This is a genomic window from Streptomyces sp. RB17, from assembly GCF_009604455.1.
In the GTDB taxonomy this organism is placed as follows: Bacteria; Actinomycetota; Actinomycetes; order Streptomycetales; family Streptomycetaceae; genus Streptomyces.
Genome location: NZ_WEGL01000008.1, coordinates 169901 through 193586, shown reverse-complemented (window position 1 = coordinate 193586; position 23686 = coordinate 169901). Strand labels below are relative to the sequence as shown.

General features: G+C 72.2%; 20 protein-coding genes and 2 pseudogenes. 8 read left to right on the top strand and 14 right to left on the bottom strand.

Going from position 1 to position 23686, the window contains the following annotated elements; all coding sequences use genetic code 11:
• Nucleotides 1-48 precede the first annotated feature (48 nt).
• The 5 genes and pseudogenes from SRB17_RS32265 to SRB17_RS32245 form a co-directional block, all read right to left on the bottom strand.
• Entirely contained in the window at nucleotides 49-972 is a 924-nt protein-coding gene (locus tag SRB17_RS32265; RefSeq protein WP_153543709.1) for an LLM class F420-dependent oxidoreductase, read from the bottom strand.
• 231 nt (nucleotides 973-1203) lie between these two features.
• Nucleotides 1204-1668 (bottom strand): annotated as a pseudogene (locus SRB17_RS32260) (DUF6099 family protein); the annotation flags it as partial.
• Nucleotides 1669-1834: 166 nt separating this feature from the next.
• The gene (locus SRB17_RS32255; protein WP_323376549.1) at nucleotides 1835-2215 is read right to left on the bottom strand and encodes a nucleotide pyrophosphohydrolase; all 381 of its coding nucleotides are present in this window, start codon (nucleotides 2213-2215) and stop codon (nucleotides 1835-1837) included.
• On the bottom strand, nucleotides 2212-3408 hold the full coding sequence (locus tag SRB17_RS32250) for an ATP-binding protein (protein ID WP_153543708.1): 1197 nt from the start codon (nucleotides 3406-3408) through the stop codon (nucleotides 2212-2214). Before SRB17_RS32250 ends, SRB17_RS32255 begins: the two co-directional genes overlap by 4 nt.
• A gap of 1226 nt (nucleotides 3409-4634) precedes the next feature.
• Nucleotides 4635-5054 (bottom strand): cell division protein SepF, encoded by a 420-nt coding sequence (locus SRB17_RS32245; protein ID WP_153543707.1) that lies wholly within the window; start codon nucleotides 5052-5054, stop codon nucleotides 4635-4637.
• Between the two features lie 195 nt (nucleotides 5055-5249).
• Here SRB17_RS32245 and SRB17_RS32240 point away from each other — a divergent pair, with 195 nt between their 5' ends.
• Entirely contained in the window at nucleotides 5250-7043 is a 1794-nt protein-coding gene (locus SRB17_RS32240) for a hypothetical protein (protein ID WP_416237107.1), read from the top strand.
• 9 nt (nucleotides 7044-7052) lie between these two features.
• On the opposite strand, the gene SRB17_RS32235 is transcribed toward SRB17_RS32240, so the two are convergent.
• A complete protein-coding gene (locus tag SRB17_RS32235) occupies nucleotides 7053-7568 on the bottom strand; it encodes a YceI family protein (RefSeq protein WP_153543706.1) in 516 nt (171 codons plus the stop codon).
• A gap of 91 nt (nucleotides 7569-7659) precedes the next feature.
• On the opposite strand from SRB17_RS32235, the gene SRB17_RS32230 reads away from it, so the two are divergent.
• From SRB17_RS32230 to meaB, 4 genes are all read left to right on the top strand, one after another.
• Entirely contained in the window at nucleotides 7660-8169 is a 510-nt protein-coding gene (locus SRB17_RS32230; RefSeq protein ID WP_153543705.1) for a MarR family winged helix-turn-helix transcriptional regulator, read from the top strand.
• Nucleotides 8170-8254: 85 nt separating this feature from the next.
• The gene (locus SRB17_RS32225) at nucleotides 8255-10054 is read left to right on the top strand and encodes a methylmalonyl-CoA mutase subunit beta (RefSeq protein ID WP_153543704.1); all 1800 of its coding nucleotides are present in this window, start codon (nucleotides 8255-8257) and stop codon (nucleotides 10052-10054) included.
• On the top strand, nucleotides 10054-12228 hold the full coding sequence (gene scpA, locus SRB17_RS32220) for a methylmalonyl-CoA mutase (protein ID WP_153543703.1): 2175 nt from the start codon (nucleotides 10054-10056) through the stop codon (nucleotides 12226-12228). Before SRB17_RS32225 ends, scpA begins: the two co-directional genes overlap by 1 nt.
• Nucleotides 12229-12235: 7 nt before the next feature.
• Nucleotides 12236-13240 (top strand): methylmalonyl Co-A mutase-associated GTPase MeaB, encoded by a 1005-nt coding sequence (meaB, locus tag SRB17_RS32215; protein WP_153543702.1) that lies wholly within the window; start codon nucleotides 12236-12238, stop codon nucleotides 13238-13240.
• Nucleotides 13241-13283: 43 nt separating this feature from the next.
• On the opposite strand, the pseudogene SRB17_RS32210 reads toward meaB, so the two are convergent.
• The 5 genes and pseudogenes from SRB17_RS32210 to SRB17_RS32190 form a co-directional block, all read right to left on the bottom strand.
• A pseudogene (locus SRB17_RS32210) lies at nucleotides 13284-13493 on the bottom strand (cation/H(+) antiporter); the annotation flags it as partial.
• 340 nt (nucleotides 13494-13833) lie between these two features.
• A complete protein-coding gene (locus tag SRB17_RS32205) occupies nucleotides 13834-14787 on the bottom strand; it encodes a kinase (protein ID WP_153543701.1) in 954 nt (317 codons plus the stop codon).
• 196 nt (nucleotides 14788-14983) lie between these two features.
• Nucleotides 14984-15235: a hypothetical protein gene (locus SRB17_RS45590; protein ID WP_194294212.1), complete on the bottom strand. Its 252-nt coding sequence runs from the start codon at nucleotides 15233-15235 to the stop codon at nucleotides 14984-14986.
• Nucleotides 15236-15569: 334 nt separating this feature from the next.
• Nucleotides 15570-16898 carry a class I SAM-dependent RNA methyltransferase gene (locus tag SRB17_RS32195; RefSeq protein ID WP_153543700.1) on the bottom strand — a complete coding sequence of 443 codons (1329 nt, stop codon included), beginning with the start codon at nucleotides 16896-16898 and terminating at the stop codon, nucleotides 15570-15572.
• Nucleotides 16899-17019: 121 nt separating this feature from the next.
• Nucleotides 17020-19071 carry an APC family permease gene (locus SRB17_RS32190; protein ID WP_323376548.1) on the bottom strand — a complete coding sequence of 684 codons (2052 nt, stop codon included), beginning with the start codon at nucleotides 19069-19071 and terminating at the stop codon, nucleotides 17020-17022.
• A gap of 161 nt (nucleotides 19072-19232) precedes the next feature.
• On the opposite strand from SRB17_RS32190, the gene SRB17_RS47700 reads away from it, so the two are divergent.
• The 3 genes from SRB17_RS47700 to SRB17_RS32180 all read left to right on the top strand — a co-directional run bounded on the left by SRB17_RS47700 (nucleotide 19233) and on the right by SRB17_RS32180 (nucleotide 20857).
• Nucleotides 19233-19361 carry a hypothetical protein gene (locus tag SRB17_RS47700; RefSeq protein ID WP_267133471.1) on the top strand — a complete coding sequence of 43 codons (129 nt, stop codon included), beginning with the start codon at nucleotides 19233-19235 and terminating at the stop codon, nucleotides 19359-19361.
• Nucleotides 19362-19508: 147 nt separating this feature from the next.
• A complete protein-coding gene (locus SRB17_RS32185) occupies nucleotides 19509-20180 on the top strand; it encodes a TrkA family potassium uptake protein (RefSeq protein WP_323376547.1) in 672 nt (223 codons plus the stop codon).
• Nucleotides 20180-20857 (top strand): potassium channel family protein, encoded by a 678-nt coding sequence (locus tag SRB17_RS32180; protein WP_153543699.1) that lies wholly within the window; start codon nucleotides 20180-20182, stop codon nucleotides 20855-20857. Before SRB17_RS32185 ends, SRB17_RS32180 begins: the two co-directional genes overlap by 1 nt.
• Before the next feature lie 1142 nt (nucleotides 20858-21999).
• Here the strand turns inward: SRB17_RS32180 and SRB17_RS32175 are convergent.
• The 3 genes from SRB17_RS32175 to SRB17_RS32165 all read right to left on the bottom strand — a co-directional run bounded on the left by SRB17_RS32175 (nucleotide 22000) and on the right by SRB17_RS32165 (nucleotide 23629).
• Entirely contained in the window at nucleotides 22000-22236 is a 237-nt protein-coding gene (locus SRB17_RS32175; RefSeq protein WP_153543698.1) for a hypothetical protein, read from the bottom strand.
• A 214-nt stretch (nucleotides 22237-22450) separates the two neighbouring features.
• Nucleotides 22451-23227: a DUF3159 domain-containing protein gene (locus SRB17_RS32170; RefSeq protein ID WP_323376546.1), complete on the bottom strand. Its 777-nt coding sequence runs from the start codon at nucleotides 23225-23227 to the stop codon at nucleotides 22451-22453.
• A gap of 3 nt (nucleotides 23228-23230) precedes the next feature.
• Complete coding sequence (locus SRB17_RS32165) at nucleotides 23231-23629, bottom strand: OB-fold nucleic acid binding domain-containing protein (RefSeq protein WP_076095565.1); 399 nt, start codon at nucleotides 23627-23629, stop codon at nucleotides 23231-23233.
• Between the last annotated feature and the right edge of the window lie 57 nt (nucleotides 23630-23686).

Here is a 23686-nt window from a genome sequence, read left to right as displayed (position 1 = left end):
GCCGGCTCCCTCCGGCGGTGCGGGGCGGAGGGAGCCGCCCGGACGGCGTTACGACAGCTGCGACTGCACCTGGGCGGAGATCAGCTCCAGGTGGTCCAGGTCGTCGAGGTCCAGGATCTGCAGATAGATGCGCTGGGAGCCGATCGCGGCGTACCGGCCGATCTTGTCGACGACCTCGGCAGGCGAACCGGCCAGGCCGTTGGCCTTCAGCTCGTCGACCTCACGGCCGATCGCGGCGGCCCGGCGGGCCACCTCCCGGTCGTCCCGGCCGACGCAGACCACGAGCGCGTTGGAGTACGTCAGCGCGTCCGCGCCGCGGCCGGCCTCCTCGGCGGCGGCACGTACCCGGGCGAACTGCCGCTCGGTGTCCTCGATGCCGGCGAAGGGGATGTTGAACTCGTCGGCGAACTGGGCTGCCAACCGCGGCGTACGGCTCGCGCCGTGGCCGCCGACGAGCACCGGGACCTTCTTCTGGGCCGGCTTGGGCAGCGCGGGCGACTCGGTCAGGTCGTAGTACGTGCCGTGGAAGTCGAAGGTCTTGCCGACCTCGGTCGCCCACAGCCCGGTGACGATCGCCAGCTGCTCCTCCAGCCGCGCGAACTTCTCCTTCGGGAACGGGATGCCGTACGCCTTGTGCTCCTCCTCGAACCAGCCCGCGCCGAGGCCGAGCTCCACCCGGCCGCCGGACATCCGGTCGACCTGGGCGACCTGGATGGCGAGCACGCCGGGCAGCCGGAAGGTGCCGGCCGTCATCAGCGTGCCGAGGCGGATGCGCCGGGTCTCGCGGGCCAGTCCGGCGAGCGTGATCCAGGCGTCCGTGGGTCCGGGCAGGCCGTCGACGCTGCCCATCCGGAGGTAGTGATCGCTGCGGAAGAAGGCGTCGAAGCCCAGGTCCTCGGTGGCCTTCGCCACGGTGAGCAAGGTGTCGTAGGTGGCCCCCTGCTGGGGCTCGGTGAAGATTCGAAGGTCCATACACCTATCCTGCACGCCGCCCGCCACGTCAGGCTCGTGGGTACCGTCCGGCGCGGCGGTCCCCGGTCGGGTGAAAATCGCCCCGCCGGTCGGCTGGCCCCCGCTTCGGCCCGAACGGCCGCGTCCTCAAACGCCGGACGGGCTGCTGCGATTGCCGTTCAGGCTGCTCTGGTCGGCGTTCAGGCTGGTGTGGTCGGCGCTCAGGCCGGTGTGGCCGCTGGTCTCCGGTAAGGCCTCCTCCCGTTGTAAGGCCTCCTCCCGTGCCGCCAGCTTGCGCAGCATCTCCAGGACGCGGTCGCGGGACTCGTCGGCCGCGTCGATGGCCTCCATGCACTGCCAGTACGTCGTCTCGTCGTCGGCCCCGCTGGCCAGGCCGACCAGGGCCATGCCGACCTCGCCGAGCAGACCCCCGAGGCAGAGCAGGGTCTCGCGGGCGTCGGCCAGCTCGGTGAGCTGGGCGGCGCGCAGGTCGCCCAGGTCGAGCTCGGGCGGGTCCAGCACCCCGCAGCCGCGGCCCGCCAGTTCGGTCAGGCCCAGCGCCTCGCCGCGCAGCTCGGGCGGTCCGGAGACCGCGAGCCGGCTGCCGATCGCCTGGGCCAGGGCCTGTGCCTGCCACGCCTCCGCCATGATCTCGGCCGCGTCGGTGCCGCACGCCAGCGCACGCCTGCTCGTGAGAATGAGCCGTATGGCATCCATGCGTCGCCCCCGTCCTTCCGCGTGCTTCAGCGCACGCCCGCTGGAACTCCCTTGGTCACTACCCAGAGTGAAACCGCTCGGGGTGAAAAGCCAGAGGTAGACGGAAATCTGTGGACAACAATTCGGATTCGACAGGTGAATTGACTCCGCAGGGTGATAACGGAGGTCAATCTTCCGGGGGTTGACGGCGCTCGGACGCGTTCTCGGACACTTCGTGCGCCCCCGGCACCGGGAAGCGCCGTTCGTTGCGGTCGATCTTCGCGGACAGGGCGGCCAGCGGGTCGATGCCGAGCACATGGCAGAACTGCAGGAGATATGCGAGGACGTCGGCGACCTCGTCGGTGACCCGGTGCGCGGTGTCCGGGTCGTCCATCACGCGCGTGGACTCCTCCGGCGTCAGCCACTGGAAGATCTCGACCAGTTCGGAGGCCTCCACGCTGAGAGCGGCGACGAGGTTCTTGGGGGTGTGGTAGGGCTGCCAGTTCCGCGCGGCCGCGAACTCGGCGAGCCTGCGCTGGAGTCCTGCCAGGTCGAGAGGTTCCGTCACGCGTCCAGGTGTACCACTGCGACACCCTCGGTCCCGGCGGCCCACGAGGCGTCGCTCACCGCGCCCACGCACCGGATGTGGCCGCGCTCGCCCATCCGGGCGGCCGTCCGCAGCAGTTCCCGGCGCTGGACGGGGTCGAGGCCACGGTCGAAGCCGTCGGCGAGGACGGTGAGGGTGCGCAGGGCGTCGGGCACCTCGCCCGGGGAGTCCATGTCCAGGACGCCGGGCCCGGTCAGCAGCACCAGCGTCAGCGCGAGATGGCGCAGTTCGCCGTCGCCGAGCCGGGCGAGTTCGGTGCGCAGGCCGTCGCCGCGGTCGAGCACCGCCCGTACCGTGCCGTCCGGCAGCGGCTCCGCGACGAGATCGGTCACCGGCCCCGCACAGCCCGCGCGCAGCGCGTCGACCAGCAGGCCGTGCCGACGGCCGCATTCCGCGCGGGTGCGCCACAGCACGTCGGCGAGGTTGTCGCAGCCGGACAGCAGCCGGCCGGAGCCGGTGGGCACGGGCCTGCGCATGGACTCGGGGCGGGGGTCGCAGGGGAAGACGGAGCGCAAAGCGACCACCATCTGCTCGGCCGCGGCGAGCACCTGCCGCTGCCCGTCCGTCTTGCCGGCCACGCGCAGCGGCAGCAGGGCGGTGCCGAGCCGGTCGTCGGGGAGCGGGGCGCGGGTCACCGGGGCGGAGCCGGCGGTGTGCCAGGCGGCCTGGACGGTCCCGCGCCCGGGGTCGCGCAACGCGGTTTCCAGCAGGACGAGGCCGCCCGCGGTCAGCCGCTCCCCGACGATCCGGAGGTGCGGTTCGGCCTGTACGGCGACGTCGAGCCGGACCGGTCCCTCGGCGCCGTCGGCCGTACAGCCGATCCGGAAGCCGCGGCGCCCTCCGGCATCGGGGCGGGCCCGCTGCGGCACACAGGCGACCGGGTCCGGGAACACCTCGAGGAGCGAGGCTCCGCCACCGAGCCGGGCCAGCGCCTCGTACGCCGTGAGCGCGGTCGTCTTCCCCGCTCCGCTGCGCCCGGCGAACAGAGTGACGGACCCCAGCGGAAGCCCGGCCCGCCGATGCCCGGCGAAGGCCGACAGCCGCAACTCGGTGATCCGGGCACGCACATCGGGGGACCGCCTGGACTGCGCGGGTACGGTCCCGGCGGGCGCGTCGGCGGCGGGCGGATCGGCGGACACGGAAGGCACGGCCATGCCCGGACCGTAGAACCCGCCCCGCCTGCCGAACCGTTTCCTGCCGGCACCTTCCCACGAACGGGCGGTGCGGGCAGGCCCAAACGGGACTCGGGCCACTCGGTCGGGTGACACCGACCAAGCGAGCACCGCTCACGTCCCTCCACACACGACCGCTTTCCGAGCACCCGGACACGCCGCCTCCGCGCACGACCGGTTTCCGAGCACCCGGACACGCCGCCTCCGCGCACGCCACCGCACGACCGCCGCCGACGTCGTCCCGGCGCACGACCCCGGCCGACCTTCCACAGATCCCGCGCTCACCCGCCACCGGTCCCGCGCTCAGCCGCCAGAGGCACCGCGCACGACCGCCGAAGGCATCCGCCCAGCCACCCCGAGCACGCCGCCCGACCGCCGGAGACACCCAATCAGGCCCCCGACACCCCCAAGGCACTCACCCGCCGCAGCACCGCACGCCACCGCCAACGGCACCGGCCAGCCACCCCGAACACCCGCAAGGCGCTCACCCACACCGTGCGCCACCGCGTAAGACACCCGCTCAGCCACCCCGAGCACCGCGCGCCACCGACGAAGCCACCCGCCCAGCCACCCGACGCCCCCATGGCACCCGCCACAAGCACCGCACGCCACCACCGAAGCCATCCCCCCAGCCGCCCCAAGCACCCCGCCCGACCGCACGAGGCACCCGCTCACCCGCCACAAGCACCGCGCGCCACCGACGAAGGCACCCGCTCAGCCACCCCGAGCACCTCGCTCGCCCCCCGGAGACACCCGCTCAGCCGCCCCGAGCACTCCGGCCCAACCCCCGGAGACATCGCCCAGCCGCCCCGAGCACCCCGCCCGACCACCGAAGACACCCGCTCAGCCACCCGACGCCCCCATGGCACCCGCCGCAGCACCGCACGCCACCGCCGACGGCACCCGCCCAGCCACCCCGAACACCCGCAAGGCGCTCACCCACACCGTGCGCCACCGCGTAAGACACCCGCTCAGCCGCCCCGAGCACCGCGCGCCACCGACGAAGGCACCCGCCCAGCCACCCGACGCCCCCATGGCACCCGCCACAAGCACCGTGCGCCACCGACGAAGGCACCCGCTCAGCCACCCCGAGCACCCCGGCCCAACCCCCGGAGACATCGCCCAGCCGCCCCGAGCACCCCGCCCGACCACCGAAGACACCCGCTCAGCCGCCCCAAGCACCCCGCCCGACCGCCGGAGGCACTCGCTCAGTCCCGCGACGCGCCCGCCCCCTCCATCAGCCCGCTGACCTCGGTGCCGGGTGGGGTGAGGAGGAAGACGTTGCGGTCGACGCGGTGCATTCCGCTGCGCAGGCCGAAGACCACGCCCGTGCTGAAGTCGAGGACGCGCTTGGCGACCTCGCTCTCCGCGCCGGAGAGGTCGAGCAGGACCGGCGCACCGGCCATCAGGGTCTCGGCGACTTCCCGGGCGTCGGCGAAGACGTTGACGCGCAGGACGACGAAACGGCGCCGCGTCTCGGTCTCGGCGTCGGGCAGCGCGCGGTGGTTCACCGCGGACGGCCAGGCGTCCCGGCCCCGCAGCGGCACGACCTGGGCGAGCCCTTCCCACTGTTCATCGGTGACGTCGTAGCGGCTCACCGGCTCCCCCTGACCTGACTCGCACTCCATGCCTGCACCAGCCAATTCTTACGCCACGTCACCCGTTCGGCCCAACAGCGACACACTGCGCGACCGATCCGGTGCCGCATGGCCGGGTGCGACCTGCGTCACATGTACGATTAAGTCCGTTTCTTACCGCCCTCATACCCGACTCTTCACATGCCGCCATGCCTCGCTCACCGGCTGCCATTAGCGTCCGGTGCCGTGCACTTGGCAGAAACACAGCAGGTGACAGCCGGCCGGCGGACACAGTCGGCGGTGTCCGCCGTACCGGTCGCCCACGCGGAGCTCCACGAGCCACCCGCGCAGTGGCATCGTGTGCTGACGCTGCTCGCCGACGTCAGCCTGTTCATCGGCACGCGTGCGGTGTGGACACAGGCGGCCACGCACAAGCTGCTCCTCGCGGGGATCATCTCCGTCTGTTACGCCTCGATCCTGGTGACCGGCGTGCTCACGCTCACGGTCCGCCGGGCGCGTTCGCTGGCCCGCCTCGACGCCGTGGTGCTGGTGACCGCGATCGCGCTCACCCTGTGCACCTGGGCGCTGAACCACGCGGGCGGCGACGAGGCGGTGCTGACCACACAGGCCGCGAAACAGATCGTCGGCGGGCACCTGGTGTACGACCAGCCGTGGCCGTGGCTCTTCCACATCAAGGGCGTCGCCCTCACGGCGACAACGACCGGCGGTTACGACTTCACGTACGGCTATCCCCCGCTTGCGCCGCTGCTCACCGCGCCTTTCCTGTGGCTCGGCCATGCCGGGGCGCCGGCCACGCTCGCGGTGACGGTCGTACTGATCGTGGGCACCGTGGTGCTGTGGCGGCTGCTGCCGACACCGTGGCGCTCGGCGGCCACGATGGTCTGTCTGGGCTTCAGTTTCCTGCCGATGTACGCCCGTCAGGGCTACCCGGCGATCGTCGGCCTGGTCCTGCTGGTGCCGGTGGTGGTGCGCTGGCCGCGGTTCGGCGCCGGGGGGCGGCTGGGCGCCGCCGGGATCGCGCGGGCCGCGTGCATCGGGGCGGCGTGCGCGGCACAGCAACTCCCCTGGTTCGTCACGCCGTTCCTGCTGGCCGGGATCTACGCCGTGCGCCGCGGCGAGCTCGACGGGCGGGCGGCCGCGCGGGTGGTGCTGCGGATCGCCGGGATCGCGGTCCTCACCTGGCTGCTGATCAACGCGTATTTCATCGTGACCGAGCCGGGTCCGTGGTTCCGGGGCATCGCGCTGCCGCTGACCCAGGGCGCGGTGCTGCACGGCCAGGGTCTGGTCGACATCTCCCTGTACTTCACCCACGGCAGCGACCGGCTCGACTGGTACGGCCACGCGAGCATGCTGCTCGCCGCGGCCCTGCTGGCCCTGTTCGTGCTGTTCGTACGGCGGCTGGGCCCCGCCGCGACCGTGCTGCCCTGGTGCGCCTTCTACCTGGCGACCCGGTCCCAGGACGGCTACTACCTGATGTACACGCCGCTGTGGCTGGCGGCGGCCATCACCGTGCCCCTGTCGGAGTTCAGGAACGCGTGGCAGCCGCGCCCCGGGTGGCTGACGGGCCGTCGCCGTCGGCCCGCGCTGGCCGCCGCCGTGGTGCTGCTGGTGCTGCCCGCGCTGGTGAGCGCGACGCTGGCGGTGACGGGGAAGCCGCCGCTGCGGATGGACATCACGGCGGCCCGGCACGGCTCGGCGCGGAAGCTGTCGGCACTGACGGTGAAGGTCACCAACACCGGGAACACGGCGCTGACCCCGCACTACATGCTGACGACGGGCCAGGGCATGAACCGGTACTGGTCGCTCGCCCACGGCCCGGCCACGATCCCCGCGCACGGCACGGCGACCGTCCAGCTACGGGCGCCCAAGGGCGGCTTCCCGCTGCCCGGGAAGAAGTACACGCACATCCGGCTGCGCGCCTTCACGGCGACCCCGCAGACGCTCTCCACCAAGGACGTGAGCCGGGCCGAGCTGGGCATCAAGGGCGGCAGCGGCAAGGGCGGGGCGCCGAAGGGCTGAGCGGCCGGCTCACGCCTCCGCGCGCACGAAGCGCAGCTTCGCCGTCACCGTGGTGAGCCCGCGCAGCATGCCCAGCTGGTTCCAGCCCATGCCGAACTGCTCGCGGTCCACGGTGAACTCGGCGTCCAGGCCGAGCGCGTCGGCGCCCTCGCCGGTCAGGCGCGCGGTGAAGTCCAGGGGCCTGCTGACGCCCCGCACGGTCAGCTGACCGGTGACCCGTACCGCGTCGCCGTCGAGGCGGTCGGCGCCGCGCACCGCGAAGGTGATCTCGGGGTGCTGGTCGGCGTCGAAGAAGTCGGCCGAGCGCAGGTGGGTGTCCCGCTTGGTGTGCTTGGTGTCCAGGGAGGCCGCCTCCAGGGTCACGGTGCCGGTGGCCGAGCCGTCGGCGCGCACCTCGCCCCCGCCCGCGACAGCGGTGAACGTGCCCTTCACGGTGACCAGTCCCCATATGGTCCTGTGCCGCAGTCCCACGGTGGACGCGGCCGGGTCGAGCTGCCAGGTGCCTGTCTGCACGGCGACGGTCATGGTCGTACTCCGGAGTCGAGTGGTTCAAATTTGGATGACTGGCGCCACGTTAGCGCGTCATCCAAATTTGGACAACAGGTAGACTCGAGCCATGTACGACTCCGACGCGCACCCCTCCGACCAGCTCGAATGTCCCGCCTCGGCAGGCAGCCTGCTGCCCGCCGAACTGCGCGCCTGGATGATCCTGCTGGCCGCCACGGGCGCCGTGGAGCAGCGGCTGCGGTCGGTCGTGAAGGAGACCCTCGACGTCTCCCACGACGAGTTCCTGATCCTGTGCCTGCTGGCGGAACAGCCCCGCACCGGACTGCGCATGACCCAGGTCGCCGGCCTCCTCGGCCGCCCCAAGACCCGGCTCACCTACCAGGTCGCCTGCCTGCAGCGGGCCGGCCTGGTCGTCCGCACCTCCGTCTGCGGCGACAAGCGCGGCGTACAGGTCACCCTCACCGACAGGGCGCGCGACCTGCTGGCCGAGACCTCCGCCCTGCTCGTCGGCACCGTCCGCCAGGCCCTCGCCGACTCCATGGGCCCCGACCAGCGCGCGGCGATGTGCGCGCTGGTGCCCGATCTGCCGGACCCGGGCGAGCAGCCCTCCGACGGCTGAGCGGCGCAGGTCACAAGCGCAAGGAGGGAAACCTCACAGCCCCCGCGCTGCACTCACTTGAGCATGCTGCCCTAGCATCCGAGCCATGACGGTCCTGCCTGACGACGGGCTCTCACTGGCCGCCGAGTTCCCTGACGCGACGCACGAGCAGTGGCAAGCCCTGGTGGAGGGTGTGCTGCGCAAGTCCGGCAAGGAAGTCTCGGGCGCGGCAGCTGAGGACGCCCTGTCCACGACGCTGGAGGACGGGCTGCGCACCCGGCCCCTGTACACCGCGCGCGACGCCGCGCCCGACCCCGGCCTGCCGGGCTTCGCGCCCTTTGTGCGCGGCAGCCGGCCCGAGGGCAACACGGCGGGCGGCTGGGACGTACGGCAGCGGCACACCGCCCTCGCGGACAGCGCCGTCCTGGCCGACCTGGAGAACGGCGGCACCTCGCTGTGGCTCGTGCTGGGCGAGGGCGGCATCCCGGTCGACGGGCTGGGCCGGGCGCTGGAGGGCGTGTACCTGGACCTCGCGCCGGTCGTGCTGGAGGCGGGCCGGGACACCGAGCGGGCCGCCGAGGCACTGCTGCGGCTGTACGCGGACAAGGGCGTGGCCGCCGAGGCCGTACGCGGCAACCTGGGCGGCGACCCGCTCGGGTACGAGGCCCGTACCGGTACGGCCCTGGACTTCGCGCCGTACGCCGCCCTGGCCGCGCGCTGCGCCGAGCGGTACCCGGGGCTGCGCGCCCTCACCGTGGACGTGCTGCCGTACCACGAGGCGGGCGGCTCGGCCGCGCAGGAGCTGGGCGCCTCGCTCGCCACCGGTGTGGCGTATCTGCGGGAGCTCACCGAGGCCGGGCTGGGCGTCGAACGGGCCGCCGGGCAGCTGGAGTTCCGCTACGCGGCCACGGCCGACCAGTTCCTCACGATCGCCAAGCTGCGCGCCGCGCGCCGGCTGTGGGCCCGGGTCGCCGAGGTCTGCGGGGCGCCCGGTGCGCAGGTGCAGCACGTGGTGACCTCGTCGGTGATGACGACCCGCCGCGACCCGTGGGTGAACATGCTCCGCACGACGGTCGCGACGCTCGCCGCCGGGGTCGGCGGCGCCGACTCGGTGACCGTCCTGCCGTTCGACCACGCGCTCGGCCTGCCCGACGCGTTCGCGCGCCGGATCGCCCGCAACACCTCCACGATCCTCATCGAGGAGTCCCACCTGGCCCGGGTCGTCGACCCGGCGGGCGGCTCCTGGTACGTCGAGCGGCTGACCGACCAACTCGCCCAGGCCGCCTGGGAGTTCTTCCGGACCATCGAGCGCGACGGCGGCCAGGCCGCCGTGCTGCGCTCCGGCCGGCTGCGCACGGACCTCGCGACGACCTGGGCGGAGCGCTCCAAGAAGCTCGCCAAGCGGCGCGAACCCATCACCGGCGTCAGCGAGTTCCCGCTGCTGGCCGAGAAGCCGGTGGAGCGCGAGCCCGCGCCCGAGCCGCCGTCCGGCGGGCTGCCGCGGGTACGCCGCGACGAGGCGTACGAGCAGCTGCGCGCCCGCTCCGACGCCCACCTCGCGGCGACCGGTGCCCGTCCGCGCATCTTCCTCGCCACGCTCGGCCCGGCCGCCGCGTACACCGCGCGCGCCACGTTCGCCGCCAACCTCTTCCAGGCGGGCGGCATCGAGCCGGTCACCGAGGGCGCCTTCGAGGACAGCGGAGCCACCGAGGCCGTGCTGTGCTCAAGCGACGCCCTGTACGCCGAACAGGCCGAGCAGGCCGCCGAGTCGCTCAAGGCGTCCGGCGCCCGGCAGGTGTTCCTGGCGGGCCGGGGCGAGTACGCCGGCATCGACCGTTACGTCTTCGCGGGCTGCGACGCCATCGACGTGCTGTCCGCGACCCTCGACCGCATGGGAGTGTCCTGATGGGAATCCCCGACTTCTCCGGCATCGAGCTGGGGACACCGGTCGCCGACGGCAGTGCCGAGGACTGGCAGGCGGCCGTCGCGCGGGCGACCGGCAGCGAAGAGCAGCTGTGGGAGACCCCGGAGGGCATCGGGGTCAAGCCGCTGTACACCGGTCGTGATCTTGAGGGCCTGGATTTCCTGGGCACCTACCCGGGCATCGCGCCGTATCTGCGCGGCCCCTACCCGACGATGTACGTCAACCAGCCCTGGACGATCCGCCAGTACGCGGGCTTCTCCACCGCCGAGGAGTCCAACGCCTTCTACCGGCGCAACCTGGCGGCCGGCCAGAAGGGCCTGTCGGTCGCCTTCGACCTGCCCACGCACCGCGGCTACGACAGCGACCACCCGCGGGTGACCGGCGACGTCGGCATGGCGGGCGTGGCCATCGACTCGATCTACGACATGCGGCAGCTGTTCGACGGGATCCCGCTGGACAGGATGACGGTGTCGATGACGATGAACGGCGCCGTGCTGCCGGTGCTGGCGCTGTACATCGTGGCTGCGGAGGAACAGGGCGTACCGCCCGAGAAGCTGGCCGGGACCATCCAGAACGACATCCTCAAGGAGTTCATGGTCCGCAACACCTACATCTATCCGCCGAAGCCGTCGATGCGGATCATCTCCGACATCTTCGCGTACACCTCGCAGCGGATGCCCCGCTACAACTCCATCTCCATCTCCGGCTACCACATCCAGGAGGCGGGCGCGACGGCCGACCTGGAGCTGGCGTACACGCTCGCGGACGGCGTGGAGTACATCCGCGCGGGCCGCGAGGCGGGCCTGGACGTGGACGCGTTCGCGCCCCGGCTGTCCTTCTTCTGGGCGATCGGCATGAACTTCTTCATGGAGATCGCCAAGCTGCGCGCGGCCCGGCTGCTGTGGGCGAAGCTGGTGCGGCAGTTCGACCCGAAGAACACCAAGTCCCTCTCCCTGCGCACCCATTCGCAGACCTCGGGCTGGTCGCTGACCGCGCAGGACGTGTTCAACAACGTCACGCGTACGGCCGTGGAGGCGATGGCGGCGACCCAGGGCCACACCCAGTCGCTGCACACCAACGCCCTCGACGAGGCCCTTGCCCTGCCGACCGACTTCTCGGCGCGCATCGCCCGCAACACCCAGCTGCTCATCCAGCAGGAGTCGGGGACGACCAGGGTCATCGATCCCTGGGGCGGCAGCGCGTACGTGGAGAGGCTGACGTACGACCTCGCGCGCAAGGCCTGGGCGCACATCCAGGAGGTCGAGCAGGCCGGCGGCATGGCGCAGGCCATCGACGCCGGCATCCCGAAGCTGCGCGTGGAGGAGGCGGCGGCCCGCACGCAGGCGCGTATCGACTCCGGGCGGCAGCCGGTGATCGGCGTGAACAAGTACCGGGTGGAGAACGACGAGCAGATCGACGTCCTCAAGGTCGACAACTCCGCCGTACGCGCCCAGCAGATCGAGAAGCTGCGGCGACTGCGCGCGGAGCGCGACGAGCAGGCCTGCCAGGACGCCCTGGACGCGCTCACCCGGGCCGCCGACGGCAAGGAGAACCTGCTGGAGCTGGCGGTGCGCGCGGCCCGCGCCAAGGCGACGGTCGGCGAGATCTCCGACGCCCTGGAGAAGGTGTACGGCCGGCACGCGAGCCAGATCCGTACGATCTCCGGCGTGTACCGCAACGAAGCAGGCCAGTCCCCGAACGTGGACCGCACCCGTGCCCTGGTGGACGCCTTCGAGGAGGCCGAGGGGCGCCGCCCGCGCATCCTGGTCGCCAAGATGGGCCAGGACGGCCACGACCGCGGACAGAAGGTGATCGCCACGGCCTTCGCCGACCTCGGCTTCGACGTCGACGTCGGCCCGCTGTTCCAGACGCCGGAGGAGGTCGCCCGGCAGGCGGTCGAGGCGGACGTGCACGTGGTCGGCGTGTCCTCGCTGGCCGCGGGCCACCTGACGCTGGTCCCGGCGCTGCGCGAGAAGCTCGCCGAGGAGGGCCGCGAGGACATCATGATCGTGGTCGGCGGGGTGATCCCTCCGCAGGACGTGCCGACGCTGCGGGAGATGGGCGCGGCGGAGGTGTTCCTGCCCGGGACGGTGATCCCGGACGCGGCGTACGACCTGGTGCGGCGGCTGTCGGCCGACCTGGGCCACGAGCTGTAGACCTCGCATGGCAGCGATCGATCTCGACACGTATGTGAAGGGTGTGCTCGACGGCAGGCGGGCCCTGGTGGCCCGCGCCATCACGCTCGTCGAGTCCACCCGCCCCCAGCACCGGGCGCTGGCACAGGAGTTGCTGACCCAGCTGCTCCCGCACAGCGGCCGGGCGCGGCGGATCGGCATCAGCGGGGTGCCGGGGGTCGGCAAGTCGACGTTCATCGACGCGTTCGGCACGCTGCTGACCTCGCTGGGCCACCGGGTCGCGGTCCTCGCCGTGGACCCGTCCTCCACCCGCACCGGCGGCTCGATCCTCGGCGACAAGACGCGGATGGAGCGCCTGGCGGTCGACCCGAACGCCTTCGTCCGCCCCTCCCCCAGCGCGGGCACGCTGGGCGGGGTCGCGAAGGCCACCCGGGAGTCGATGGTGGTGATGGAGGCGGCGGGCTACGACGTGATCCTCGTGGAGACGGTCGGCGTGGGCCAGTCGGAGACGACGGTCGCGGAGATGGTCGACTCCTTCCTCCTTCTGACCCTGGCCCGCACCGGGGACCAGTTGCAGGGCATCAAGAAGGGCGTCCTGGAGCTGGCCGACGTGATCGCCGTCAACAAGGCGGACGGCCCGCACGAGCGCGACGCGAGGGCCGCCGCCCGCGAACTGGCGGGCGCGCTGCGCCTGATGCATGGCAGGGAGGCGTTCTGGACCCCGCCGGTGCTGAGTTGCAGCGCCCGGGACTCGACGGGCCTGGACACGGTCTGGGAGCGCCTGGAGCAGCACCGCACCCTGCTCGACTCCACCGGCCGGCTGACCGCCAAGCGGCGCGATCAGCAGGTCGGCTGGACCTGGGCGATGGTCCGCGACGAACTGCTGGGCCGCCTGTACGCCGACCCGGCGGTACGCGGCGCCGCCCCCGACCTCGAACGACAGGTCAGGGAGGGCCGCCTGACGGCGACCCTGGCGGCGGAACGCATTCTGGAGGCGTTCGGGGGCGGCACGACTCCCTCGGCGGCTGACTGAGCTTCCCCACCGGGTCCCGGTGGGGAGTCCTGTCGACCGTGTGTCAGGCGGCGCTGCCCACCGAGCCCGCGGTGTGCTCGGGCGCCTCCGTCGGATCCGGCAGGTCGTCGTCGGGGCGGCCGATGACCAGGGTCAGCAGGGGGCCCGCCATCGCGGTGGTGACCACGGCCATGACGACCATGAGCGAGTACAACCGCTGGCTCAGGAAACCGAGTTGGAGACCCACGCTCAGGACGATGAGCTCGGTCAGGCCGCCGGATGCCGGCCGGGAAGAGGGCGTCGGACAGCGCCCCGTGGAACAGGGTCGGGCCGAGCGCGAGGAACACGATGGCGGCGAGGCCGAGGAGGAGGGACGAGGTCTGATGGATGTTCATGACTCGGCGCCTCCCGGTGCGCAGCGGAGCGTGCGGGTTCGCCGGACCACGCGTGGAGCGTCGTCGGTGGTTGCGGCGGCGCCGGATTCGTCCAGGACCCGCCCGAGGGCCGCCACGGTCGGGTTCTGGAAGAAGGCCTGGACGGTGAGGGCAGTACCGCTCAGCCGGCGGTCCGGGAGACGACCTGGGTGACGAGCAACGACAGGGACGCGGACGGGATCATGTGGTCGTCGTGCCGGCCTCGGGGATCCAGTTCTCCGCGTCGCCCAGCGAGCGCAGGACCGTGGTGGCGCCGGGCAGCCGGCGGCAGGCGTCGAGGGCGGCGCGGACCTTGGTGTCGTGGTCCGGGTCGTCGGCGGCGACGAGGATGCCGAGCACGGTGCCGCTGTGCGCGCACACCACGCCGAGTCCCCCGGTCGCCTCGCAGATGTCCCGCAGCTCCCGCAGGGCCGGCCGCGGCCGGGCCAGCGCGTTCAGCTCGGCGCTTCGCGTGGCGACACGCCCCACCCCCGGCAGGTCGCGCGCCCGGACGGCGTCGCACAGCTCGGCCAGCAGCCGGCCGTACTCCACCTTGTCCTCGTCACCGACCGGCCGCGCCGAGCGGTTGTGCCGGATCGTGTCGATCTGGCCGCCCTCGTCGTGGGCGACGATGGTCATGGCCGGCAGGACACCGAGACCGCTGCGCAGCTCGGCCTCGCGGTGGTAGTAGGCGACCACCTCGTCGTACATGACGCCGTCGCTCGGCTCGATGTCCCGCAGTAGCCGCTCGATCACGGTGGGCGGGAACGTCGTGCCCAGGACGGCGCCCACCGCGCGTACGGTGGCGACCAGGTCCGCGGAGGAACTCGCCATGCCCTTGCCCTCGGGCAGGTCGCTGTGCAGCTCCAGAACGCCGCCTCCCGTGTGCCCGGCAGCCGCCAGAGCCGTCCGGGCGATCCGCTGCGCCTTCGCCTTGTGTGGCGGCCAGACCGTGATCCCGGTGGCCCGCGCGGAGTACCGCAGGGTCGCCGTGGACCATTTGGCGAGCGGGAAAGTGACCATGAAGTGCCGGTCGGTTCCCGGAAGGACCCCCTGCAGCAGTTCGCCGAAGGTCCCGTAGGCCCGGCCGGTGCCGGGCACGGCGTCCGCTGCGCCGGCCGCCCCGGGTACTGCCTCGGACCGAGCCGTTCCCATCGACGTCCTCCCCCGTTCCTCGGGCAACCGTTGCCCTCCTCGACCGCTCCTTCACCAGGCGCTCGTGCTCCACTGCCAGTCCCCGCAGCGCGCCCGCGACCGCCTGCGGGCCGGCCGAGCCCACGGAGGTCATCCGCCGCAGCGCCCCCCGGACGTCGAAGGTGCCGCCCAAGGTCCCGCCCGGGTCGCGCAGTTCCTACCCCTGCTCCCGCGCCACCCGGCGCAGCAACTCCGGGTCGCCGTCGGCGGGAGCGCGCCGCCAGGACACGTCCTCCGCCGTGGTCAGCGCGTTGGCCAGGGAGAAGCCGCCCAGGAACTCCCGCTCGCACGCCTCGGCCATCCGCTCCGCCCGGAAGTCCAGATGGCGCAGCACCTCGGTGAACAGGCGCAGCGTGCCGGCCGCTTCGGCAATGCAGCTCTGAAGGGGGCGCACTGGCCGCCGCAGCATTCGGCCGACCACAGGGGAAGAGAAGGCCCTCCGACGCCCGCCAAGCCGTGCCGCGGACCCATCGCAGCCCTCACAGGGATGGGGCAGCCGTCGACCGCGATCAGGTTCCTGACGCAACATCACAACGAGCGTCATACCAGTGTCAGACCACGCTGAGAGGCGTCCTGTCAGCGACGCGTCCCACCACTGTCGATCCTGCAAATCATCTGACGAAACGGCAGATCAGTCAGTCCCTGAGAGCGGGGACGGACGTTCTTGACCAATCCACGTGATGGTTGCGTGGAAACGGCTGGAAGCCACTCACGACGAGCCCCTTCACGGACAAATCCGCAGGTCAGTGACCTTTCGCAGCCATCTCAAGGATCGCCACGCACTCCACATGATGCGTCATCGGAAACAGATCGAACGCCCGAAGCGTCCGCACCCGGTACCCGCCCTCGCGGAAGTACTCCAGGTCGCGGGCCAGCGCGGCGGGATCGCAGGCGACGTACGCGATGCGGCGGGCGTCCAGGGAGGCGAGGTGGGCGACCGTCTGGCGGCCGGCGCCGGACCTCGGCGGGTCCAGGACGATCAGGTCGACCTCGGTGATGCCCGTGCGCGGCAGGACCGACTCGACCTTGCCCTGTTCGATGCGGACCCGCGGGAAGTCGGCGAGGTTGTGCCGCGCGTCCTCCACCGCACGCTTGCCGGACTCGATGCCGAGGACCGCGCCCTTCTCGCCGAGCCGGTCGGCCAGCGCCCCGGCGAACAACCCCACTCCGCAGTAGAGGTCCAGGGCCATCTCGCCCTTGCGCGGGAGGAGGCCCTGCATGACCGCCGTCACCAGGGTGTCCGCCGCCTTCGGGTGGACCTGCCAGAAACCGCCGTTGCCCACACGGTGCGTACGGCCGTCGGCGCGCTCGCGGACGAAGGGGCGGCCGTGCACGCGGTGCACCCCGCCGGACTTCTCGTCGACCCTGAGGACCGACACCGGCTTGTCCAGCTCCACCAGGGGGAGGCGCGCGCCCGGGCGCGGCGTCAGGATCACCTGGCGGTCCTGCGAGCCCGTCGCCGCGATGGCCTCGACCGACTCCATGCCGGTCCAGTCCCGCCGTTCGATGCCCAGCTCGCTGACGCCCTCCGCCGCGATCATGCAGTGGTCGATGCGCTCGACCTCGTGCGAGCGGTGGCGGCGCAGGCCCGCGTGGCCCTCGGCGTCGACGGCGTACTGGACGCGCGTGCGCCACTGCGGGACCTGGCCGGCCGGCAGCTTGTCGCCCTCGGCCGGGACCACCGTGCCGTCCCAGCCGGCCTCCTCCGGGGTCAGGCCCGCGAGCCGCTTCAGCTGCTCCGCGATCACCTCGGCCTTCAGCCTGCGCTGGGCGCCCGGCTTGGCGTGCTGCCAGTCGCAGCCGCCGCAGCGGCCCGGCCCGGCGAAGGGACAGGGGGCCTCGATGCGGTCCTTGGAGGGCTCCAGGATCCGTACGGCGTCCGCACGCAGGAAGCGGGCGCCCTCCTCGCCCTCGGTCACCTTCGCCACCACCCGCTCTCCCGGCAGCGCGTGCCGGACGAACAGCACCTGGCCCTCGGCCGTGCGGGCGATGCAGTGGCCGCCGTGGGCGACGGGGCCGATCTCGACCTCGTACTCCTCCCCGACCAGCGACTTCTTCTCTTCTGCCTGCATGGCGGGGTGACTCCAGATCGGGAACGGGAAACGGCCGGACAACAGCCCACCAGTCTACGTGGCTGTCGTCCGGCCGCTCACCACAGGCCGGGCACCCGGCTCCGTCCGGAATCGGGTCCGGCTAGTCCTTCGTCGCCGACGGCTCCTTCGGCCGCTCCGCCGCCGGACCGCGTCGCACCGCACCCGGCGCGCTCCACTCCTGCCGCCTGCGGGCGCGCAGCTTGGCCGCCTCGGAGGACGCCAGCTGGTAGGGCACGGAGGTGACCATCACGCCGGGCGTGAACAGCAGGCGGCCCTTCAGGCGCAGGGCGCTCTGGTTGTGCAGCAGGTGCTCGTACCAGTGGCCGACCACGTACTCGGGGATGATCACGGAGACGGCGTCGCGCGGCGACTCCTTGCGCAGGCTCTTGACGTACTCGATCACCGGGCGGGTCACCTCGCGGTACGGCGAGTCCAGGACCTTCAGCGGTACGTCGATGCCGCGCCGCTCCCACTCGTCGCGCAGTGCCTTGGTCTCGGCCGGGTCGACGTTGACCGTGAGCGCCTCCAGGGTGTCCGAGCGCATCAGCTTGGCGTAGGCCAGGGCGCGCAGGGTGGGGCGGTGGATCTTGGAGATCAGCACCACCGAGTGCACCCGCGACGGGCGGACCAGGTCGTCGGCCGGGTCGTCCGAAGCGGCGAGCTCCTCGGAGACACGGTCGTAGTGCTTCCGGATCCCGGTCATCGTCGCGTAGAAGATGCACATCCCGAGCACGGCCACCCAGGCGCCGTGCGTGAACTTCGTGACCAGCACCACGACCAGCACCAGACCGGTCAGGAAGGCGCCGAACGCGTTGATCGCGCGGGAGCGGATCATGTGGCGGCGCTTGCCGGGGTCCTGCTCGACCCGCAGGTGCCGGTTCCAGTGCCGGACCATGCCGGTCTGGCTGAGCGTGAAGGACACGAACACGCCGACGATGTACAGCTGGATCAGCCGCGTGGAGTCCGCGCCGTAGATGACGGTCAGCAGGGCCGCCGCGCCGGCGAGCAGCACGATGCCGTTGGAGAAGGCGAGACGGTCGCCGCGGGTGTGCAGCTGGCGCGGGAGGTAGCGGTCCTGGGCGAGGATCGAGCCGAGCAGCGGGAAGCCGTTGTACGCCGTGTTGGCCGCGAGGAAGAGGACCAGGGCCGTCGCGGCCGCGAGGACCACGAACATGAAGCTGCCCTTGCCGAAGACGGCCTCGGCGACCTGGGAGATCACCGGGTTCTGGACGTAACCGGAACCGAGCGGGTGGCCACCCCGGAGCAGGTCCGTGGCCGGGTTCTCGGCCATGCGGACCTTGGTCGTCATGGCGAGGGCGATGATGCCGCAGAACATGGTGACGGCGAGGATGCCCATCAGGGCGAGGGTGGTCGCCGCGTTCTTCGACTTGGGCTTGCGGAAGGCCGGGACACCGTTGGAGATGGCCTCCACACCGGTCAGCGCGGCACAGCCGGAGGAGAAGGCGCGCAGCAGCAGGAAGACGAGGGCGAAGCCCGCGAGACCCTGGTGCTCGGCCTTGATGTGGAAGTCCGCGGTCGGCGCCCGCATGGTGTCACCGAGGACCAGGCCGCGTAGGGCACCCCACGCGATCATGATGAAGACGCCGCCGACGAACACGTACGTCGGGATCGCGAAGAGCTTGCCGGACTCCTTCACGCCCCGCAGGTTCATCAGCGTCAGCAGCACGATCACGACGACCGCGCACAGCACCTTGTGCTCGACCACGAACGGGATCGCGGAGCCGAGGTTCTCGATGCCGGAGGCGATGGAGACGGCCACGGTCATGACGTAGTCCACGAGCAGGGCGCTGGCGACCGTGAGGCCCGCCTTCGCGCCCAGGTTCGTGGTGGCGACCTCGTAGTCGCCGCCGCCGCTCGGATACGCGCGGACGTTCTGCCGGTAGGAGGCGACCACGGTGAACATCAGCACCACGACCGCGACGGCGATCCACGGGCTGAAGTGGTACGCCGACACGCCCGCGATGGACAGGACCAGCAGGACCTCCCCCGGCGCGTAGGCGACGGAGGACAGCGGGTCGGAGGCGAAGACGGGGAGTGCGATGCGCTTCGGCAGGAGCGTCTCGCCCAGCCGGTCACTGCGCAGTGCGCGCCCGATCAGGATCCGTTTGGGCACGTCGGTCAGTTTGGACACGAGAGAGGATCGTAGGCCTTCGAACAGGCACCCGCCCACCCGGCATCCCGGATCTGCCTCACGAGTGAAATCAGAGGCGCATGAAACTGCGGATTCCGCGGTCCGCGCGCTCCCCGTGCCTAGATGGCAAACCCCGCATGTCGTCGCACCTCGGAGGACCCATGCCCGCCACCGCGGAGCTGATCGGGGCGACTCTCGCCCTCCTCGGCCTCGGAATCCTGACCCTGTGCAGCGTGCGCAGCATCACGCGCCGGCCGCCGCCTCCGGTTGCCGCCGACGCCGATCGCTGACGCTGCTCGCGCGCATGATCGCGGACCGTGATCACGGCAACCCCCGCAGGGGGGTGCCGACGCCCTGCCGCCCGTGTGTAGCTTTGGGCCTCGGTCTGAGAACCTGTTAAGGCCAAGTCAACGACTCTTGACATCGGAAGGACGGTCGTGCACATCGTCATCATGGGCTGCGGCAGAGTGGGTTCCGCTCTCGCCCAGACCCTGGAGCAACAGGGCCATACGGTCGCCGTGATCGACCAGGACCCGACCGCCTTCCGTCGGCTGGGCCCGGGCTTCGGGGGCCGCCGGGTCACCGGTGTCGGCTTCGACCAGGACACCCTGCGCGAAGCGGGCATCGAGGAGGCCGGCGCCTTCGCCGCCGTCTCCAGCGGTGACAACTCCAACATCATCTCCGCGCGCGTGGCCCGCGAGATGTTCGGCGTGGAGAACGTGGCCGCCCGTATCTACGACCCGCGTCGCGCCGAGGTCTACCAGCGCCTGGGCATCCCCACCGTGGCGACGGTCCGCTGGACCGCCGACCAGATGCTGCGCCGGCTGCTGCCCTCCGGTGCCGAGCCGCTGTGGCGCGACCCCACGGGCGGGGTGCAGCTCGCCGAGGTGCACGCCTCCCCGACATGGGTCGGACACAAGATCAGCAAGCTGCAGGAGGAGACGGGCGTCCGCGTGGCGTTCCTGACCCGCCTCGGCGAAGCGATCCTGCCGACCTCGCAGACGGTGCTGCAGGAGGGCGACCTCGTGCATGTGATGATGCGGTCGGACGACGTCGAGAAGGTCGAGGCGGCGTTCGCCCAGGGCCCGGAAGAGGAGAGCGGTCACTGATGAGGGTCGCCATTGCCGGAGCCGGCGCCGTCGGCCGCTCGATCGCGGGCGAGCTGCTGGAGAACGGCCACGAGGTCCTGCTGATCGACAAGGCCCCGACCGCCATCTCGGTGGAGCGGGTGCCCCAGGCGGAGTGGCTGCTGGCCGACGCCTGCGAGATCACGTCCCTGGACGAGGCGGCGCTGCAGCGCTGCAACGTCGTCATCGCCGCGACCGGCGACGACAAGGTCAACCTGGTCGTGTCGCTGCTCGCCAAGACGGAGTACGGCGTCCCGCGCGTCGTCGCCCGTGTCAACAACCCGAAGAACGAGTGGCTCTTCAACGAGGCCTGGGGCGTGGACGTGGCCGTCTCCACCCCGCGCCTGATGTCCGCCCTGGTCGAGGAGGCGGTGAGCGTCGGCGACCTGGTCCGCCTGCTCCGCTTCAGCCACGGCGACGCCAACCTGGTCGAACTGACCCTGCCCGAGGAGTCGGCCCTGGCCGGCACCCAGGTGGGCGACGTCCAGTGGCCCGAGGACACCTCCCTGGTCACGATCATCCGCGGCACCCGCGTGCTGACCCCGTCCAAGGAGGACTCCCTGGAGCCGGGCGACGAACTCCTCTTCGTGGCCGCCCAGGCCCGCGAGGAGCAACTGGAGGAACTGCTGTCGGTACGGCGCGAGGACACATCGAGCTGACCGGCACGCCACCACGCCTGAGGGCCCGGGAGTCCGCGCGCTGCCGCGCCGAGGGCCCGGCCAGTCCGCGGGGCGTTGTGCCGGGGCCCGACCGGCCCGTGCGCTGCCGCGCCGAGCACCCGGCCAGTCCGTGCGCTGCCGCGCCGAGCACCCGGGCAGTCCTCACGCTGCCGCGCCGGGGGCCCGGGCGGTCCGTACGCCGGCATGCCGAGCACCCGGCCAGTCCGGGCGTTGGCGTGCCGAGGGCCCGACGGTCCGAGCACTGCCGCGCCGGAGGCCCGGCCAGTCCGTGCATTGCCGTGCCGAGGGCCCGGCCGGTCCGTACGCTGCCGCGCCGGGACCCGGGCAGTCCGTACGCCGGCATGCCGAGCACCCGGCCAGTCCGCGCGGTGCCGTGCCGAGGGCCCGGCCAGTCCGTACGCTGCCGCGCCGAGCACCCGGGCAGTCCGCGCGCTGCCGCGCCGGAGGCCCGGCCAGTCCGTGCATTGCCGCGCCGGGACCCGGGCGGTCCGTACGCCGGCATGCCGAGCACCCGGCCAGTCCGCGCGTTGCCGTGCCGAGGGCCCGGCCAGTCCGTACGCCGCCGCGCCGAGCACCCGGGCAGTCCGCGCGGTGCCGCGCCGGAGGCCCGGCCAGTCCGTGCGCTGCCGCGCCGGGACCCGGGCGGTCCGTACGCCGGCACGCCGAGCACCCGGCCAGTCCGCGCGTTGCCGTGCCGAGGGCCCGACGGTCCGAGCACTGCCGCGCCGAGGGCCCGGCCAGTCCGTACGCTGCCGCGCCGGAGCTCGGCCGGTCCGTACGCTGCCGCGCCGGGACCCGGCCAGTCCGCGCGCCGTTGTGCCGGGGCCCAGCCGGCCCGTGCGCTGCCGCGCCGAGCACCCAGACGGTCCGTACGCTGGCATGCCGAGGGCCCGACGGTCCGCGCGCTGCCGCGCCGGAGGCCCGGCCGGTCCGTACGCTGCCGCGCCGAGGGCCCGACGGTCCGTGCGCTGCCGCGCCGAGCACCCGGGCAGTCCGTACGCTGCCGCGCCGGGGCCCGGGCGGTCCGTACGCCGGCATGCCGAGCACCCGGCCAGTCCGGGCGTTGGCGTGCCGAGGGCGCGGGGATCGTCGGATCCGCCGGGCCCTTGCCGTTCGGACGGTCAGGAACGCCGCTTCTGACCGCCGGCCGCGCACCGCGCGCGCCGGTGCCGCAGCAGGACACACCACCGGGCGAGCCGGTCCTCCGAGCCCCGCGTTGCCTCGGCCCAGCATTCCCTGAGCATCGGCGAGGCGCTGCCGTACGTCACCTCGAAGATGTACGGGTGCCGGTGCGGGGATGCCCCAGGGGTGCCCCCGCCCGGGTCGACCACCAGCGCGCACCGGTGAGCCCGTGCCACAGGTGGTCCACATCCCCTCCGTGCAGCGAGCACCCGCTCAGCCGGAGGCCGGCGTCGGCCACGTGCTCCGGAACCTTGACGATCACGACGTGTGCGCGCCCCCGACTGCGATCGGCCGCGACGTACGCCACCTGCCATCACCGGCAAGAGAGCTGAAGGCATGCGAACGGCCCGGGACCTCCGCAGGTCCCGGGCCGGTGCGAGGTGCCGTCGGCTAGGCGTCCCGGCGGTGCCGTCCCCCGGTCGCCTCGCCGCCCTCGGTGGCCAGCGCCGCCTTGCGCTCCTGCTCGGCCTTCTCCTCGGCCTCCATCTCGGCGAAGACGTCGATGGGCGCGGGGGCCTTGGCGAGGAAGACCCAGGTGAGCCAGACCGCCAGCAGGAACGGCGGGATCTTCAGGGCGACCAGGACCCAGCCGAGCTTGGTGGTGTCGGACCACCAGTAGAGCGGGAAGAGGATCGCGCACTTGGCGAGCAGGATCAGACCCCAGGCCCAACTGGCCTTCGCATAGGCCTTCTTGCGGCCGGGGTTGCGGGTGCGCCAGGAGAGGTTCTCCTTGAAGACCGGGCCGAGGATGAGACCGATCAGGGGCACACCGGCCAGGGTCGTGACGATGTACGCCAGCGCCAGGCCCAGCGTGTAGAGCATGCCGGGGAGGTAGAAGTCCTTGGCGTTCCCGGTGAACATGGCGAACACGACACCGAAGGCCACGCCGAAGACGCCGCTGAAGGCGTGCTTGACGGTGTCCTTCATGGCGAGCCGCACCACGACCAGGACCAGCGACACGATCAGCGCGGCGATCGCCGACACGTGCAGGTCCTTGTTCACCGTGAAGATCGCGACGAAGAGCAGGCCCGGCACGACCGTCTCGACCATGCCGCGGACACCGCCGAACGCCTCGAACAGCGCGGCCTCGGTCACCGCACGGGCATCGCCGGTCCCGTCGGGCGGACTCTGGTCGGTGCCTTCGGTCGGCTTGTCGAGGGACGTCACCGGCTACTCCCGTCCAAGGGGTCGCAGTTCGTATTTCGGGTTGAACAGCACGCGGCGGCCCCGGCTCATCGAGATCCGGCCCGATGCGATCAGCTTGCGCCCCGGTTCTATGCCCACGATGGAACGCCTGCCGAGCCACACCACGTCCAGCGCGGCGGAGCCGTCGAACAGCTCGGCCTCCAGGGCGGGGACCCCGGCGCGGGGACGCAGGGTGACCGTGCGCAAGGTACCAGTTACGGTGACGATCTGCCGGTCGTGACAGTCGCCGATCTTGGTACAGCCCGCGGTCTCGGCGTCCTCGCGCAGCTCCTCGGACTCCAGGTCCTCCTGCGACGAGGAGAGCCGGTCGAGCATGCGCCGGAACCGGCCGGCCGGCTTTTCGGAACGAGGAACAGCACTCATACCTGAAGCGTACCGGGGCACACCGACAGCGCCGTAGCCAAGCTCACGTCGACCCCG